A 15,677-nucleotide genomic window follows, 5' to 3' on the forward strand; every position below is an offset into this window, starting at 1 on the left:
GGGGGCATTGCGTTGCGGGGGTTAGGCTTCATTTCCAGCAACGATGGACATGACCGCCATGCGCACCGCGATGCCGAAAGTCACCTGCGGCAAGATCACGCTTTGCTTGCCATCGACCACAGCGGAGTCGATCTCCACGCCCCGGTTGATAGGGCCGGGGTGCATCACGATGGCATCGGGCTTGGCCAGCTGCAGCTTTTCCTGCGTGAGGCCAAAGCTCTTGAAGTATTCCTGGCTGGACGGCAACAGAGCCCCGCTCATGCGCTCGTTCTGCAGGCGCAGCATGATGACCACGTCGGCGTCCTTGATGCCCTCTTCCAGCGTGTGGCACACGCGCACGCCCATCTGCGCCATGTCGCCCGGCACCAGCGTGCGTGGGCCCACCACACGCACTTCGGCCGCGCCGAGGGTGGTGAGGGCATGGATGTCCGAGCGCGCCACGCGGGAGTGCAGCACGTCGCCCACGATGGCCACGGTGAGGTTGCTGAAATCCTTCTTGTAGTGGCGGATGGTGTACATATCCAGCAGCCCCTGCGTGGGGTGGGCATGGCGGCCATCGCCCGCGTTGATCACGTGCACATGGGGAGCCACGTGCTGCGCAATCAGGTACGGAGCCCCCGATTCGCTGTGACGCACCACGAACAGGTCAGCCGCCATGGCCGACAGGTTGGCGATGGTGTCGAGCAGCGACTCGCCCTTGCTGGCCGAGCTGCGCGCGATGTCGAGGTTGATCACGTCGGCAGACAGGCGCTTGGCCGCAATCTCGAACGTGGTGCGCGTGCGCGTGCTGTTCTCGAAGAACAGGTTGAACACGCTTTTGCCGCGCAGCAGGGGCACCTTCTTCACTTCGCGGTCGTTCACGCTCACGAAGTTGGCAGCGGTGTCGAGGATGTGCGTGACGATGTCCCGCGGCAGGCCTTCGATGGAGAGCAGGTGGATCAGCTCGCCGTTCTTGTTGAGTTGGGGGTTGCGCTTGTGCAGCACGGTCAGGCCTCCTGGACTTGAAACTGGAAAGTGCCCTGCTCATTGCGTGCCAGGGCCAGCGACTGGCTGCCGGGCAACGCCACGCGGGCAGCGGCAAAGTCGGCCTGCACGGGCAATTCGCGCCCACCCCGGTCCACCAACACGGCCAGGCGAACGCTGGCGGGACGACCGTAGTCAAACAGCTCGTTGAGCACGGCGCGGATGGTGCGGCCGGTGTAGAGCACGTCGTCGAGCACCAGCACATCGGCACCGTCCACATCAAACGGCAGGGCCGTTTGCGCGCCGGTGGCCAGGCCGCGCTGGGCAAAGTCGTCGCGGTGCATGACCGATGACAGCACCCCGGCGGGGCCTTCCAGGCCCAGATCTTTTTGCAGGCGCTCTGCCAGCCAGGCTCCGCCCGAGGCGATGCCCGCCAGGCGCGTGGTGGGGGTGAGCATGCTGCGCACGCCGCGCAGCAGCTCGCGGTACAGGGCCTCGGCGTCGAGCACAAGGCTGCCGGCTTGGCCGGCAGGAGAAGTCGTCATGGGAGGTTCCTCAAAAACTGTTCCAGGATGATGCAGGCCGAGGCGGCGTCGGCATCCTTGGCGCCACTGGCGATGGCCTCGGTGGTGCTGTAGCGCTCGTCCACCTCAAACACCTGCAGACCAAAGCGCCCGCGCAATTGGCGGCCAAATTTCAGGGCGCGCTGCGTGTTTTCGTGGCTGGCACCATCAGGGTGGTAGGGCACGCCGATGACCAGCGCGTCGGGCTGCCATTCTTTGATGCGCTGGGCCACCTGGGCGAAACGGGCGTCGCCCTCGGCCTTGATGGTGGCCTGCGGGCTGGCCGTGCGCAGCATGCGGTTGCCCGAGGCCACCCCCGTGCGCTTGAGGCCAAAATCAAAAGCAAGAAAAGTCTGAAACTGCGCGGGAACGGCGGGCTGGACGGAAGCGGTAGGCTGAGCGGGAAGCCCGGTCATGCGTGTCCCGCCTCAGGAGAGAGCATCCAGGCCTGCAAGCCCAGCAAGCCCAGCGCACGGTCGTAACGCTCGGGCACGGGCGTGTCGAAAATCACGGACATGTCGGCGCCCACGGTGAGCCAGGCGTTTTCGGCCAGCTCAGACTCCAGCTGGCCTTCCCCCCACGATGAATACCCCAGCGTGACCAGCACCCGGCGGGGCCCGGCGCCTGTGGAAAGGGCTTCCAGCACATCCTTGGAGGTAGTCATGGCCAGGCCACCAGGAATCGCTATGCTCGAGGCATAGGCCGATTCGTCGGCTTTTTCGGTGCCTGCGAGCATGGGCTCATGCAGCACAAAACCGCGTTCGGTTTGCACCGGACCACCCTGAAACACAGGTTCCTGGGTCAGATCCTCGCGGCGCAAAGACAAATCGACCTTGTCGAACAGCCCTTTGAGAGTGATATCGGAGGGCTTGTTGATGATGAGACCCAGAGCACCGCGTTCGCTGTGCTCGCACAGGTACACCACACTGCGCGCGAAAGACTCATCTTCAAGACCGGGCATGGCGATCAAAAAATGATGCGTCAGGTTGATGGGCGCAGAATCGGAAGACATTGTCCAATTTTAACGGTGAACATGGAGCCCTCTTACGCCACCGGCCTTGTCTGGTTCCGGCGCGACCTGCGCGCACTGGACCATGCAGCCCTGTACCACGCACTGACCCAATGCCAGCAAGTGCATTGCGTTTTTGTCTTCGACACAGACATCCTCGCCCCGCTGCCCCGGGCCGACCGGCGCGTGGAGTTCATCCGCGAATCGCTGGTAGAGCTGGATACCCATCTGCGTGAGTTGAGTGGCCACACGCAGGGAGGCCTCATCGTGCTGCACGCGGCAGCCGTCGATGCGGTGCCCCGGCTGGCCCAGGCGCTGGGTGCGAATGCCGTCTTCACCAACCACGACGACGAACCCCAGGCCTTGCAGCGCGACAACGCTGTGCGCACCCAGCTGGCGCGCAATGGTGTGGCAATGCACACCTACAAAGACCATACGGTGCTGGAACGAGACGAAGTGCTCACCCAATCGGGCACGCCCTACAGCGTGTTCACACCGTACAAAAATGCCTGGCTGCGCAAAATCGATGCCTTCTACCTGAAAAGCTACCCGGTAGAGCGCCACGCACACCGACTGGCACCACGACCGCCAGAACACACGCGCCCCGTGCCCACGTTGGGAGAGATCGGCTTTGAACAAAGCACTCTGGGTCAGCTGAAATTGCCCACGGGAAGCCGGGGGGCGCAGCAGTTGTTTGATGACTTCCTGCAGCGCATTGAGCGTTACGAAGAAACGCGCAACTTTCCGGCCGTGAAAGGGCCGAGCTACCTCAGCGTGCACCTGCGCTTTGGCACTATCTCGCCCCGGCTGCTGGCGCGCACTGCGCATACCTTGGCGCAGCAGGGCAACCCAGGCGCTGCCACTTGGCTGAATGAACTGATCTGGCGCGATTTCTACTTCCAGATTCTCTACCACCACCCCCATGTGGCAGAGCGCAGCTTCAAACCCGCTTATGACGCCATCGCATGGGAGCAGGGTGACACGGCACAAGCGCTGTTCAAGGCATGGTGCGATGGGCAAACGGGCTACCCCCTGGTCGATGCCGCCATGGCTCAACTCAACCAGACGGGCTACATGCACAACCGCTTGCGCATGGTGGTGGCCAGCTTTCTGGTGAAGGACCTGGGCATTGATTGGCGCTGGGGCGAGCAGTATTTCGCGCACCAACTCAACGACTTTGACCTCGCCGCCAACAACGGCGGCTGGCAATGGGCCAGCTCAAGCGGCTGCGACGCGCAGCCCTATTTCCGCATCTTCAACCCGGTCAGCCAGAGCGAGAAGTTTGACCCGGATGGCAAGTTCATACGCCGCTACCTGCCGCAACTGAACGGGCTAAGCAAAGCCGCGCTGCACGCCCCTTGGGAAGCAAAGCCGCTGGAATTGCAAGCAGCAGGTGTTACCTTGGGCCACACCTACCCCCTTCCCATCGTGCAACACGATGAGGCACGCCAAAAAACGCTGGAGCGTTACGCGGTGGTGAAGGCTGCAGCGCCCTAGCACGCCGCCCGGCGGGGCCGCAGCGCGCGCCCCATGGCGCGGCGCGCTATCGCCCCTTACATCCCGTACCTGCCCCATGAAAAAACGCCCCTCAGGGCAATGCCAGTCAGTTAAGAGCTGACTGGCATTTTTTCGTTGGGAATTTGGAAGCGCGTTTTTTGACGACCCTTGGGAAGCGGCGCCCAGTGCGGCGTGGCGGCAGCACGAAGTGTCGCGATTGCGCCAACAGGGCTGCCAACTGCTTGGGCAAGGTGCCGGCAGAGTCCAGGCTGGGGACCGCCAGCAAGTTCACGATGGCGTAGCTGGCCGTATGGAAGCTGATGCGCTGGGGCTCGACTTGGACGTGCGCTGCCATCTCGCGCATCCAGCGGCGCAGCAGCGTGTAGGCGATCAGCACGCCCCACAGCTCCTGGCGCACCAGCGCGGGCTGCTTGCTGCGCAGCACCGGCTCACCCTCCTGCAGGGTCTGCTTGATCTCCCGGAACCCCAACTCGATCTCCCAGCGCTGGTGGTAGAGCTCGGCCAGCTCCTGCGCAGGATGCGTGCGGGGACACGGCAAGGATGTGATGAAGCGGCGCAGCCGTCCACCCACGCTCACCTCGATCAGGCGTGCCTGCCAGTGGCTGGGCAGATGCGGGTGTGCCTTGCGCGCTTGTGGGGACACCGGCATGCGGATCAGCGCATCGCCGCACGCCAGTTGCTGGACGATCTCATGGCGCAGATTGTCCCGCGCGCGCATCAACCAGTGGCGCTGCGTACCCGCAGCCTGCCAGTCCAACAGGAACGCGGCCGAGAAGTACGCCCGGTCGAACAGGGTCACCGAGTGATCCTCGCCGCGCAACTGCGCTGCCAGGCTCAATTCGCCGCAGTCCATGGCGCCGAGCTTGGCATCAAGCATCTCGTGGCTGTGTGTGTCCATCAGGCAAGTGGCGCGGATCTGCGGCCAGGGCGAGAGGCCATGCTGGTTGCTGCAGCTGCCCAGTTCGACTCGATTCTCAGGGGTGTCCGGCGCCGACCAGACCACACCATCCACAGCCAGTACGCGCAGTGGCTGGCGCACATTCACCGCAGGACGGCTCCAGGCTTGGGTCAGTAGAGCGAACAGCTCGGCCAGAGGCTCCTCGCCCAGGCGCTGGCGGGCTTGCACGCTGACACTCGGTGCAGGCGGCGCTTGTCCATCCAGGCTCAAATCCAGCTGCTGCACCACCTGCCACAGTGGCCGGTCGCGAAACAGCGCCAGTCCGATCACAAGCCACACGGCATGTTCGGCAGGCAGCTTGCGCCGGCGGATGGAGGCCTTGCCGCTGGTCCCCAGCGCCTGTGCGATCCAGGCAGGGTCTATCAACGCGCTGAGCTGCTCGAGGCGATCAGGTACTCGGGGCAGGGTCTGGCGCAAGGCGTTTGCAAGCAGGCTCATCAAGAAAAAAGGGAACGTGTTGAACACGCTCCCTTTTTACTGGATCAAGCCGCCTGCGGGCTTAACTAACTGGCATTACCCCTCAGGGCGCTTTTTTTGGGCTGCCAAAACTGCACTTGGCAGCCTTGACTTCACACCTCTGCGGTAGCGGCCGCCAGGCGTGCGTAGTGCTGGATCAGGCTCAGCAGTTCCTCATCCGAGTAGGGCTTGCCCAGGTAGTGGTTCACACCCAGTTCCATCGCATGCTCGCGATGCTTTTCAGCGATACGCGAGGTGATCATGATGATTGGCAGATCGCGCAACGCACTGTCAGCACGTATGTTACGGGCCAGATCGAAGCCATCCATGCGTGGCATTTCGATGTCGGAGAGAACCACAGTGGGCCGCTCTTCCTGCAAACGCTCCAGCGCCTGCAGGCCATCGGCAGCCAACGACACCCGGTAACCCTCGCGCTGCAGCAAACGCTGCGTCACACGACGGACCGTGATGGAATCGTCCACCACCAGAATCAGCGGAACCTGGCTGGCGCCCGACAGCATCGAAGACGTGGGAGCCTTCGGTGCATCCGGGCTGTCGGTTTCCGCCAGCATGGACACACCGGCACTGGCGGCACGCACCTGATCGCCATACACCGTAGCCAAGGCCACAGGGTTGTAGATCAAGACCACCGCACCCGAAGCCAGCACCGACATACCTGCCAGGCCTGGCAAACGGGACAGTTGTGGACCCAGGTTCTTCACCACCACTTCCTGGTTGCCCAGCACTTCATCCACGTGCATGGCCACACGCTGCGAAGCGCTTCGGAAGATCACCACCGGGCGGGTCTTGCCTGCAGGCTCGTTGCTGCGGGCGGAAGACTGCAGCAGCGCTCCCGACCAGAAAAAGGGCACTTTCTCCAGACCGTCGTCGAAATAACCGGTGCGGTAAGCCTCTTCCAGGTCCTGGGCCGAGGTGCGGCGCACGATCTCCACCAGATTGGCGGGCACACCCACGGCCAACTCACCGGCGCGCAACATCACCACCTGCGTCACAGCAGTGGTCAGTGGCAGCACCATCCGGAAGGCCGTGCCTTGCCCGGTGTGGGTAGACGTTTCGATGCGGCCACCCAAGGCGTTGATTTCGGAGCGAACCACGTCCATGCCGATGCCCCGGCCAGACAAACCAGTCACTTCGGTCGCGGTACTGAAGCCCGGCATGAAGATCAGGTTGGCTGCGGCGTCGTCGCTGAGTTCGTCATCTGCTTGCAGCAGACCTTGCGCAACGGCTTTTTCACGAATACGGGCAAGGTTCAGGCCTGCTCCGTCGTCGCGGAACTCCACCGACACGTCGTTGCCTTCGTGCCGCAGATCCACCGTGATGGTTCCGGTGGCTGGCTTGCCAGCGGCCACCCGCACGTCAGGCTCTTCGATGCCGTGGGCAACGCAGTTACGCAGCAAGTGCTCGAAGGCAGGTGTCATGCGGTCCAGCACCCCACGGTCCATTTCAATAGAGCCTCCGGTGATGTCCAGCTTGATCTGCTTGCCGCTTTCCTTGGACGATTGGCGAACCACAGCGTACAAACGCTCCGCAATGCCTTCGAACTCCACCATGCGGGTACGCAGCAGATCACGCTGCAGCTCACGCGCCTGGCGGCCTTGGGCAATCAGATCGTCTTCCGCACCTTCCATGGCGCGCTGCAAGTTGCGCTGCACCGTCGCCACGTCGTTCACCGACTCGGCCATCATGCGGGTCAACTCTTGCACGCGGGTGAAACGGTCAAATTCCAGCGGGTCGAAACCTGCGGCAGAGTCCTTGGCCAGCGCCATGCGCGATTGCATCTGCGACTCGGCCTGTACTTCGATGTCACGCAACTGCTGACGCAGGCGATCCAAGTTGCCGGACAGGTCATTGAGCGAGCTGCGGAACTGTCCAAGCCGTACATCCAGACGCGAGCGGCTGATCATCACCTCACCCGCCTGGTTGACCAAGCGATCGAGCAACTGCGCACGCACACGCACCGACTGGTTGGCTGCAACACGCAGCGGAGCCAGTTGCGACGGAGCAGGCAAACGCACAGCTGGTACAGCTGGGGCAGCACTTGAACCGCCTTGAGACGACACGGATTCAGTCGCAGCGACTGGTTCCACGAAACCTTGAACCGCTTCTGCCTCTACACCTGCGCTGGGGTCTTGACCGCCATGGGCGCTGAGAGTCTGGAAGTTTGCTTCCAGATTGTCGAAGCTCGCAAGCAAAGGCTCCACTTGGTCGACGGTGACCGTCTCCACGTCGATCTGCTCAATGGCAGATTCGAGGCGGTGCGCCATTTCACCCAAGCGCATGGCGCCTGCCAAACGCGAGCTACCTTTGAGTGTGTGCAAGGCACGCAAGACTTCGCTGCGGGCACCCAGATTGTCTGGACGAGCTGCCCACTGGCGCAGTGCACCACCCAGTTGGGGCAGCAATTCGGCAGCCTCTTCCTCAAAAATCGGGAACAGGTCGGGATCAATGACGTCCACAACGTCAATGTCGTCGTCCACGTCAGTACCCACCAGGGATGCCGCATCGCGCTTGACCGCCGATAGCGCGGGCGCAACGGCGCGAGCCACTGGGGCAGCCACTGCAGGCTCCTGCGAAACGACAGGCGTGGACAATTCTTCTGGCTTCTCTACTTCCGCCAAAGACTCCGATGCCTCCAGCCCCTCGGGCTCAGGCGCAGAATCCTCCATCAAATCGTCGTAAGCAGGCGACAACGTGCTGCTGACTTCTGTCTCCAGAATCTGGCGCAAAGCATCCAGCACTTCAGGGTTGGGCTCTTTCAGGAAGCCTGCGGCGAACTGGTGAAGCAAGCGGCGAATGTCATCAGCCGCAGCCATGAACACCGACACCTGCTCCTCGTTGCCCTGCGGTGCCAGCTGAACATGCTGCAGTGCGTGTTCGAGCACTCGTGCCATTTCGGACAGGGCGGTGAATCCCACGGTAGCAGAGCTGCCAGCCAACGAGTGGGCCAGCGCGACTGCGGTGTCAGGCAAAGGCTCATGCAATTCCAGAGCCCATTCCTGCAGACAGGTGACCAAGCGACGCGACCACTCGTCCGCTTCATTCAGGTACACGTTGTACAGCGGCAAGCCAATACGCAAGGTTTCAATGACCTTGACCGCCTCTTCGCTCACCGGTTCCTCTTCGGCTGGAGACTCCAATGTAGTCTCTGGCTGAGTCGCCTCAACCTCCATCGCGTCGGTGATGACAGACGGCGCTTCAGGCACGGGTTCCGTCAGGGCATCAGGCTCATAAACCGAGAGCGGCACCTCTTCAGGCTCGCTCTCCATCGCGGGTGCTTCTTGTGCAGACTCAACGGTAGCGCCGAAGTCCAAAGCGGGCACCTCATCCAACGCTGGCAGTTCTTCGAACACAGTATGCTCTTCAAGCAGTGGCGTCTCTTCCACCACCGCAGCAGCAGGCACGTCTGCATCCAGGAACGAAAGGTCCGGCAAACTTAGATCGACGGGGCTGTCCACTCCCGGCTCCACCGCAGCGTTCAACACAGGCGGCGTTTCTGCAGGGGCTACCGATGGCTCAGACTCAGTGAGGGCCGAAGTGAACTCCGCAAAATCGATCTCCTCTGTAACGGCGCCACCCATGGACTGAGGGGACGAGGCGTCCGCCACAAAACCCGACTCTGCCTCTCCTTCGGGAATTTCCGTGGATTGGAAGTCCTCGTGCAGCACCTCCTCAGAGATGTCGAATACTTCGGTCAGTTCGATCGGAGCCTGAGCGGCTGGCTCCACATGCGCTTCCGCTGCAGGCTCTGTAGCTTCTGCTTCTGGAGCTTGTTGACCACCGGGCACCACCAACGAAACCACCGCTCCTTGCAAGCGCAAAGCATCGGCAGATTCACGGAATGCCTGGGATTGCCATCCGCTGGCTTGGCCTGCGGCAATATCACTGGCCCAGCGATCAAATGCTTGCAGTGCATCGGACGAGAGCTTCAACAGCGGCGGCTGCATGGGCTTTTGCTCTGCCAGCCAAGCATTGAGCAGTTGCTCCATGGCCCAAGCGGCTTCGCCAAAGTCGTTCAGCCCCACCATGCGCGAACTGCCTTTGAGCGTGTGGAACGCACGGCGCAAGGTGGTCTGTTCGCTGAGGTTGCCAGGCTCCTCAATCAAGGCTGCGATGGCCGCGGTGCCGTTGACCACTACCTCCCGTGCCTCTTCCAGGAACACTTCCAGTAACTCGTCTTCGACAGCCAGTTGCTCTTTGACTGCGAACTCGATGGGCGCTGGCGCAGGTGAAACAGCTGGCGACGCTGCCTCAGCGAAATCAAAAGAGATCTCGGGAGCCAACTGATCTTCTGGGATCGGCTGTGATGCATCGGCGCTGTCCGAGGACATGCCGGGGAATGGCGAGAAATCTGTCGGCACACCGTCAGGCTCTTCCACCGGGAAGCGTGGCACGATCTCAGGCAACGGTTGTGCTGCTCGCTCTTCCAGCTTGGCTGGAGCTTCTTCCTGAGCATCAGAGGCACGCGAACGCCCCTTGGCAGTGAGAATGCGCAGCTCACCTGCCTCTTCGTCATAAACGAAAAGCTTGCGCGCCATGGCACGCTGGTAGTTGAGCATATCAATCAGAAAGCCCAACGCACCCAGATTGCTGCCCAGCTTTTCGAATGCGCCGGGCTTGTCTGCGTCAGAAATCTCATTGATGAGCAGACGCTCCACAGTGTCGCGCATGCGCAGCACCGCCAGAGATGCCTGATCCAATCCCAGCACAGACAGTACCCCACGCATTTGCGCCAAGAAGCCGGGTACGGCCACCAGCAGCGAGGTTTCTTGCGGGCTACGGAAAAACTGATCCATCGCCTTTTCGGCCTCAGCGAGGGTGGCGCGCAACTCATCCACCACGCTGCCCATCGTCTGGTTGTCGCTGACACGGCGGTACAGCTCTTCCATCCAGGCTTCCAGAGGCTCAGGCTCTGCACCCGATCCCACCGCATCCAACCGCTCGGCCAAACGGGCCGCCCGCTGGATCATCTGGTCATCTGCGGCATCCAACTCTTCAAAGGCTGCTTGCAGATACAGCACCGATGTCGCCACTTCCATGGCCAACGCGGCCGATGGTGGTTCGCCCGTGCGGGTGATGGCGTCGAGGGTTTTGGTCAGTGCGACCGCCAAGCTCTCGCTGCCCGGATTGAGCTTGCGCAGCGAATCGCAAACCAAGCTGAATTGATCTGCAGCCGGTTTGATCTTGTTGCGATCTCCGCCCGCCAAGGCTGACCATGTCTCCGTAGCCGCTGCAATGCGCTTGCGGGCTTGTGCCAACAGTGCGGGGTCGAAACGACCAAAACGCACCGTTTCGTAATCCACAGGCTTGAAACGGTCCAGCGCAAATGCGTCCCGCACAGCCTGCAGGGCAGGTGTACGTGCACCATCCACGTTCTGGGCCTGGGAGCAGAAGAACAAGAGATCTTGAACCAGCCGATCTGCCACCGTTTTGTCACCCTTGGCAAGGGTGGCGTACTGCATCAGCACACGCGAGGCAACGCGTTTGACGTAGACATCTGGTGGCAGCAGACCTTCCATACAAGCTTCAAAGAAGCCTGCACAAATCTTCCAGAAAGCACGTACCTGGCGGTCCTGCTGGGCTGCCACGAACCCCAGGCAGGTGTCACGCATACTGCGCGCCGCCTTGCGGTCACCGGTCTTCACAATCTTGAGCACCGCAGCATCAAGACGAGCTCGGGCATCTGCGCCATAAAGCAGAGGCGACCCGGTCACCTCCAGATCAGGCTCCCGGAAACGCCGCTCTACAGGCCACAGGTCTGCAGGGTGAACTCGATCCGCACCCGCAAGCGTCTGGACATCGCGGTACTGGGGAAACAAGGCCACAGGCGAAACGGGCTTGCCTCCCAGCACGCCTTCCAGATATTCGATCAGAGCAAAGCTGGCACGTTCAATGATGCCTGCTGAGTCGTCTTGGCACAGCTCGGGACGCTGCACAAATTTTTGTACCGCAGACTCCATGGCCCGCAGCACGAGAGCTGGAGGGGCCATACCCACCATTTCCAGCGCACCGCTGGCCTGGTGCAACTGCTGCCTTGCTATGCGCAACGATCCAGCGTCCAGAGATGCCAGATCGGATTCCTGAGCCTGTTCAGCCTCGCGCAAAAAACGGCGCATCGATTTGACTGCGCCACCCAGCGATTTGCGTAACTCGTCAAGCACCCAGGCCAGAGGACCCAGATCCTGGTCTCCAGGGGTCCAGTCCGCGGCCGGTGCATTGTTGACATCAATAGATGACATGGATTCGTCCCCGGCTGCAAAGAGCCAGCTGGTTGATGACTAGCGTCAGGCGATCTTGAAACGCGCCACCGATTGACGCAGTTCCTCGGCCATTTGCGACAGTTCACGAACCTGTTGCGCTGTGGTGCGGGTACCTTCACCCGTTTGCTCAGTCACCGCGAAAATGTGCTGGATGTTGTCAGCCACTTCGTTGGCCAACACAGCTTCACGCGATGTCGAAGACGAAATCTGCTCAATCAGTTCAGCAAGGCGGCGCGACACGCGGTCAATTTCAGTCAGGGCCGTACCGGCACTGTCAGACAGGCGAGCCCCTTCCACCACACCCTGCGTAGAACGCTCCATAGCGGCCACAGCATCCTGGGTATCTGTCTGAATGGCTTTCACCAGTGCCGAGATCTGACGCGTAGCATCGGCAGAACGTTCAGCCAGTCGCTGCACTTCTTCGGCCACCACAGAGAAGCCGCGACCGGCTTCACCGGCAGACGCGGCCTGAATGGCAGCATTCAGAGCCAGCACGTTCGTCTGTTCGGTAATGTCGGAAATCAGCTCCGTGATTTCACCGATCTCCTGCGACGATTCGCCCAGGCGCTTGATGCGCTTGGAGGTGTCCTGAATCTGGTCACGGATGGAATTCATACCGCCGATGGCGTTCTGCACGGCCTGCAGACCGGAGTCAGCAGCTTGCAGCGATTGGCGCGCCACCGTGGCCGACTCTTGGGCTTGAGTGGACACCTCGTTAATGCGGGTCGCCATGTCAAGAACGGAGCGGCCAGTTTCACGAATCTCACGCAGCTGCTCAGTAGAAGCAGCCAGCAGTTCAGTGGAGGTAGCATCCACCTGGGCTGTCGTCTGCGCCACGCGAGTAGCCGTGTTCTGCACGCTACCCACCAGCTGGCGCAGCTCTTCCACCGTGTAGTTCACCGAGTCAGCAATGGCGCCAGTGATGTCTTCGGTCACGGTGGCTTCTTGCGTCAAGTCACCTTCAGCAACCGATTGCAGCTCGTTCATCAAACGCAAAATGGCGGCCTGGTTGGCGTCATTGACGCGCTTGGCTTCCTGCTCTTGACGCTTGGCGTCTTTTTGCTGCGCTTCAGCAGTCTTTTGGCGGTTACGGCTGTCCAGCAGCTGAACACGCGACAGGAAGAAGCCGCAAATCAACAGGAAGGCACTGGCCAGAACCAGAGCAGCCAACTGACCGGCGCCCACACCGGTTTGGGCGGACAGCTTGGTCTGGAGGGTTTCCAACTGGCGACGCAGTGGTTCGCTGTCGGCAATGATCGCGGACTGCGCTTCACGGGCAGACACCAAGCCTTGCAGATTGCCCAGAATGGCACTGGCTTGTGTACGTGTCTGCTCATACAACTTTACAAGGCCTTCAAGCTGCTCACGCGTTTGGGCGTCCTTGGTCGCAGCCAGACGCAACTCAGGGCTGCCGTCCAACATGCCTTGTGCGATTTCCTTGAACGAATTCAAGTCCTTGCCCAGCAAGAACACCGCTTCGGGGCTCACGCCTTCCATGGTCTGGAATTCGTTGGCCGATTTACCGATACGCTGGGTCAACATCACCAGCTGGCCTGCGGCAGAGATCTCGGAGGCGGGGGCATTTTGCTGCAGCTTCAGGGACGAAACCGTTTCAGCAATTTCCAGCAAGTCAGAAGACTGGCGGTTGATGGTACGTAGAGCGTCACCTACCTGGGTCAGAATCTTCTGCTGCGCCATCACCACGCCTGCATTGCGCTCAGCGCGCTCCATCATCGGAATGACCGCGTCCAGTTCAGGCTTGTAGGGCTCGCCCAGGGCAGGCACGCCCAGCTCGGCATCTCCGCTACTCAGGGCGCGGATGTTGCGCGCCAACACGCCCGAGCTTTCCACCACGTCCGGGAACGCCTGTGGGCTACCCACCAGCGCTTGCGACACCGATTTCGCCAAACGCTGCGACTGCATCAACGATTGGCCCGTAGCGGCCAGTTGCTGAGCCGACTGGTCTGCCTGGCGCAGCACCCACGCGGCAATCACACCCAAAGCCACCACGCCCACAGCCAGCAGGGCCAGCAGGCGGCGCTGGTGCGCAGCAGCTGTGGCACTGCCCAGCACAGGCAAAGTGATCAGTTCACTGTCCACACCAACGGTGTCGTCCGAACCCGGGGCATAGGAATCGACATCACCCTGCACACTGTTCATGGGCTCGACTTGGTAGGGGTCGCGCGATGCGCCTGCATCTGGAGACTCGGCAGACAGCAAATCGCTGTTGCCCTCGGCACCTGCCTCAGCTTCTGCTGGAGCGGGTTTCCGATTGAACAGTTTTCCAAATTGATTAGCGAAAGACATGGTGCAGCCTTACAGAAAAACTCAAGCACTGATGCTCAGAAATGCGGGATGTTGGGACAAGATCTGCAAGTTCAGTTCTTGCCAGCGGACGCCTGCTGCGTCGATGTAGACGGTGCCGTAAAACGCGGGGGCTTCCTTTGCAGGATTTTCTGCCGCGACAAACGCCTCCGTCCCCCGCAATCCCGCCAAACGGTCCACCAACAAAGCGGCGTTCACTTCCAACGCCGTGTTGAGAGCCAACAAGCTAGACTCGGCGAGCATTTGCTCCGTGCGTTGCACCGGCGAGCCCAAAAGCCCAGCCAGGTCCACCACCCCTACCAAACCACCGCGCAAATTGGCAACACCCAAAAACCATGCCTGGGTGTATGGCACGGGTTGCACGGCAACCCATGGAAAAATTTCGCCCGACTGCGCCAACGGCAACAGATAAGACTGGCCCGCAGCTTCTACCGCGAGCCATGACGAAACGGACAAGCCCTCAACCCTTGCCGCCTGCAATCGGCCAGCAAGACGCACTTGGAGCTCTCTGAGAGCTTCACGATTGGCCATGAACGCGCAGCAGCCTCAGTTGAGGGCGTCGATCTTGGACTGCAACTCTGCTGGATCGACCGGCTTGGTGATGTAGCCACGCGCTCCCTGGCGCATGCCCCAGACACGATCAGTTTCCTGGTTCTTGCTGGTGCACATGATGATGGGCACGTCAGCATATTGAGGATCGCGGCTGATGGCACGGGTCAGCTGAAAGCCATTTTGGCCAGGCATCACAACGTCCATCAAAATCAGATCTGGCTTTTCTTCAGCCAAGCGACGAAACGCTTCTTCAGCGTTCTCAGCCGTGCGCACTTGCATGCCTTTTTTCTGAAGCAGGTCTGTCAAAAACATCAACTCAGTCTTCGAGTCGTCGACGACCAGTACTTTCTGGATGGGCATTACATCGCTCCTAGTTGGGAATTGCCGAACTGCTGCACAGCCTGCAGCAGCTGGTCTTTGGTAAAGGGTTTGGTGAGGTATTCCTGGCAGCCGACCATGCGACCGCGTGCCTTGTCAAAAACACCGTCTTTGGACGAAAGCATTACCACCGGCGTGTCTGCGAAACGTGCATTGCGCTTGATGATGGCGCAGGTCTGGTAGCCATCCAGCTTGGGCATCAGGATGTCACAGAAGATCAGCTGAGGCTGATAGTCGTTCACCTTTGCCAGTGCATCGAAGCCGTCGTCAGCCAACAAGACTTCGTGCCCCCCCTGCTTCAGAAAAATCTCGGCGCTTCGGCGGATGGTGTTGCTGTCATCCACGACGAGCACCTTGAAAGATGCGCCTGTTGTAGTCAATTTATTATCGCTCCCGATGGAAAGTGCAAATGTCGCAGCAGGAGCCGCGTGTCAAATCTGTACCATCTCAAAATCTTCTTTGCGGGCTCCGCATTCGGGGCACGTCCAGTTCATAGGAACCTGATCCCATGGCGTGTTGGGAGCGATGCCATGTTCAGGCGAACCCAAGGCCTCGTCGTAGATCCAACCGCATATCAAACACATCCACGTCTTAGAGTCGGTCACAGCTTAATAGGCCTTCACATAGAATGCAACGATTGTATCTAGCCATCTCTGCGAGCTGCTGCTTCTATGCCA

At 60.9% G+C, this 15,677-nt stretch carries 12 protein-coding genes; 1 reads left to right on the plus strand and 11 read right to left on the minus strand.

Annotated features, from left to right (window positions below; genetic code table 11):
• Positions 1-21: 21 nt before the first annotated feature.
• The 4 genes from PQV96_RS16205 to PQV96_RS16220 are packed head-to-tail and all read right to left on the minus strand — an operon-like array spanning position 22 to position 2,538.
• A complete protein-coding gene (locus PQV96_RS16205; protein ID WP_044398807.1) occupies positions 22-984 on the minus strand; it encodes an aspartate carbamoyltransferase catalytic subunit in 963 nt (320 codons plus the stop codon).
• Positions 985-986: 2 nt separating this feature from the next.
• Complete coding sequence (gene pyrR, locus PQV96_RS16210; protein ID WP_142083520.1) at positions 987-1,508, minus strand: bifunctional pyr operon transcriptional regulator/uracil phosphoribosyltransferase PyrR; 522 nt, start codon at positions 1,506-1,508, stop codon at positions 987-989.
• Complete coding sequence (gene ruvX, locus PQV96_RS16215; RefSeq protein ID WP_142083518.1) at positions 1,505-1,942, minus strand: Holliday junction resolvase RuvX; 438 nt, start codon at positions 1,940-1,942, stop codon at positions 1,505-1,507. Before ruvX ends, pyrR begins: the two co-directional genes overlap by 4 nt.
• A complete protein-coding gene (locus PQV96_RS16220; RefSeq protein WP_273623570.1) occupies positions 1,939-2,538 on the minus strand; it encodes a YqgE/AlgH family protein in 600 nt (199 codons plus the stop codon). Before PQV96_RS16220 ends, ruvX begins: the two co-directional genes overlap by 4 nt.
• Before the next feature lie 21 nt (positions 2,539-2,559).
• Between PQV96_RS16220 and PQV96_RS16225 the strand changes: the two genes are divergently transcribed.
• Entirely contained in the window at positions 2,560-4,032 is a 1,473-nt protein-coding gene (locus PQV96_RS16225) for a cryptochrome/photolyase family protein (protein WP_273623572.1), read from the plus strand.
• Between the two features lie 106 nt (positions 4,033-4,138).
• Here PQV96_RS16225 and PQV96_RS16230 read toward each other — a convergent pair whose 3' ends face one another.
• The 7 genes from PQV96_RS16230 to PQV96_RS16260 all read right to left on the minus strand — a co-directional run bounded on the left by PQV96_RS16230 (position 4,139) and on the right by PQV96_RS16260 (position 15,605).
• Complete coding sequence (locus tag PQV96_RS16230) at positions 4,139-5,449, minus strand: IS4 family transposase (protein WP_273623574.1); 1,311 nt, start codon at positions 5,447-5,449, stop codon at positions 4,139-4,141.
• A 131-nt stretch (positions 5,450-5,580) separates the two neighbouring features.
• Positions 5,581-11,724: a hybrid sensor histidine kinase/response regulator gene (locus tag PQV96_RS16235; RefSeq protein ID WP_273623576.1), complete on the minus strand. Its 6,144-nt coding sequence runs from the start codon at positions 11,722-11,724 to the stop codon at positions 5,581-5,583.
• Between the two features lie 45 nt (positions 11,725-11,769).
• Positions 11,770-14,052 (minus strand): methyl-accepting chemotaxis protein, encoded by a 2,283-nt coding sequence (locus PQV96_RS16240; protein ID WP_066694652.1) that lies wholly within the window; start codon positions 14,050-14,052, stop codon positions 11,770-11,772.
• A 21-nt stretch (positions 14,053-14,073) separates the two neighbouring features.
• Complete coding sequence (locus PQV96_RS16245; RefSeq protein WP_066694658.1) at positions 14,074-14,601, minus strand: chemotaxis protein CheW; 528 nt, start codon at positions 14,599-14,601, stop codon at positions 14,074-14,076.
• Between the two features lie 15 nt (positions 14,602-14,616).
• Positions 14,617-14,982 carry a response regulator gene (locus PQV96_RS16250; protein ID WP_066694660.1) on the minus strand — a complete coding sequence of 122 codons (366 nt, stop codon included), beginning with the start codon at positions 14,980-14,982 and terminating at the stop codon, positions 14,617-14,619.
• Positions 14,982-15,380, minus strand: a complete 399-nt coding sequence (locus PQV96_RS16255; RefSeq protein WP_044398823.1) for a response regulator — start codon at positions 15,378-15,380, stop codon at positions 14,982-14,984. The genes PQV96_RS16250 and PQV96_RS16255 overlap by 1 nt, the downstream gene beginning before the upstream one ends.
• Before the next feature lie 51 nt (positions 15,381-15,431).
• On the minus strand, positions 15,432-15,605 hold the full coding sequence (locus PQV96_RS16260) for a rubredoxin (protein ID WP_142083509.1): 174 nt from the start codon (positions 15,603-15,605) through the stop codon (positions 15,432-15,434).
• Positions 15,606-15,677: the final 72 nt, after the last annotated feature.

It is taken from the genome of Acidovorax temperans (genome assembly GCF_028596105.1).
GTDB lineage: Bacteria > Pseudomonadota > Gammaproteobacteria > Burkholderiales > Burkholderiaceae_C > Acidovorax > Acidovorax temperans.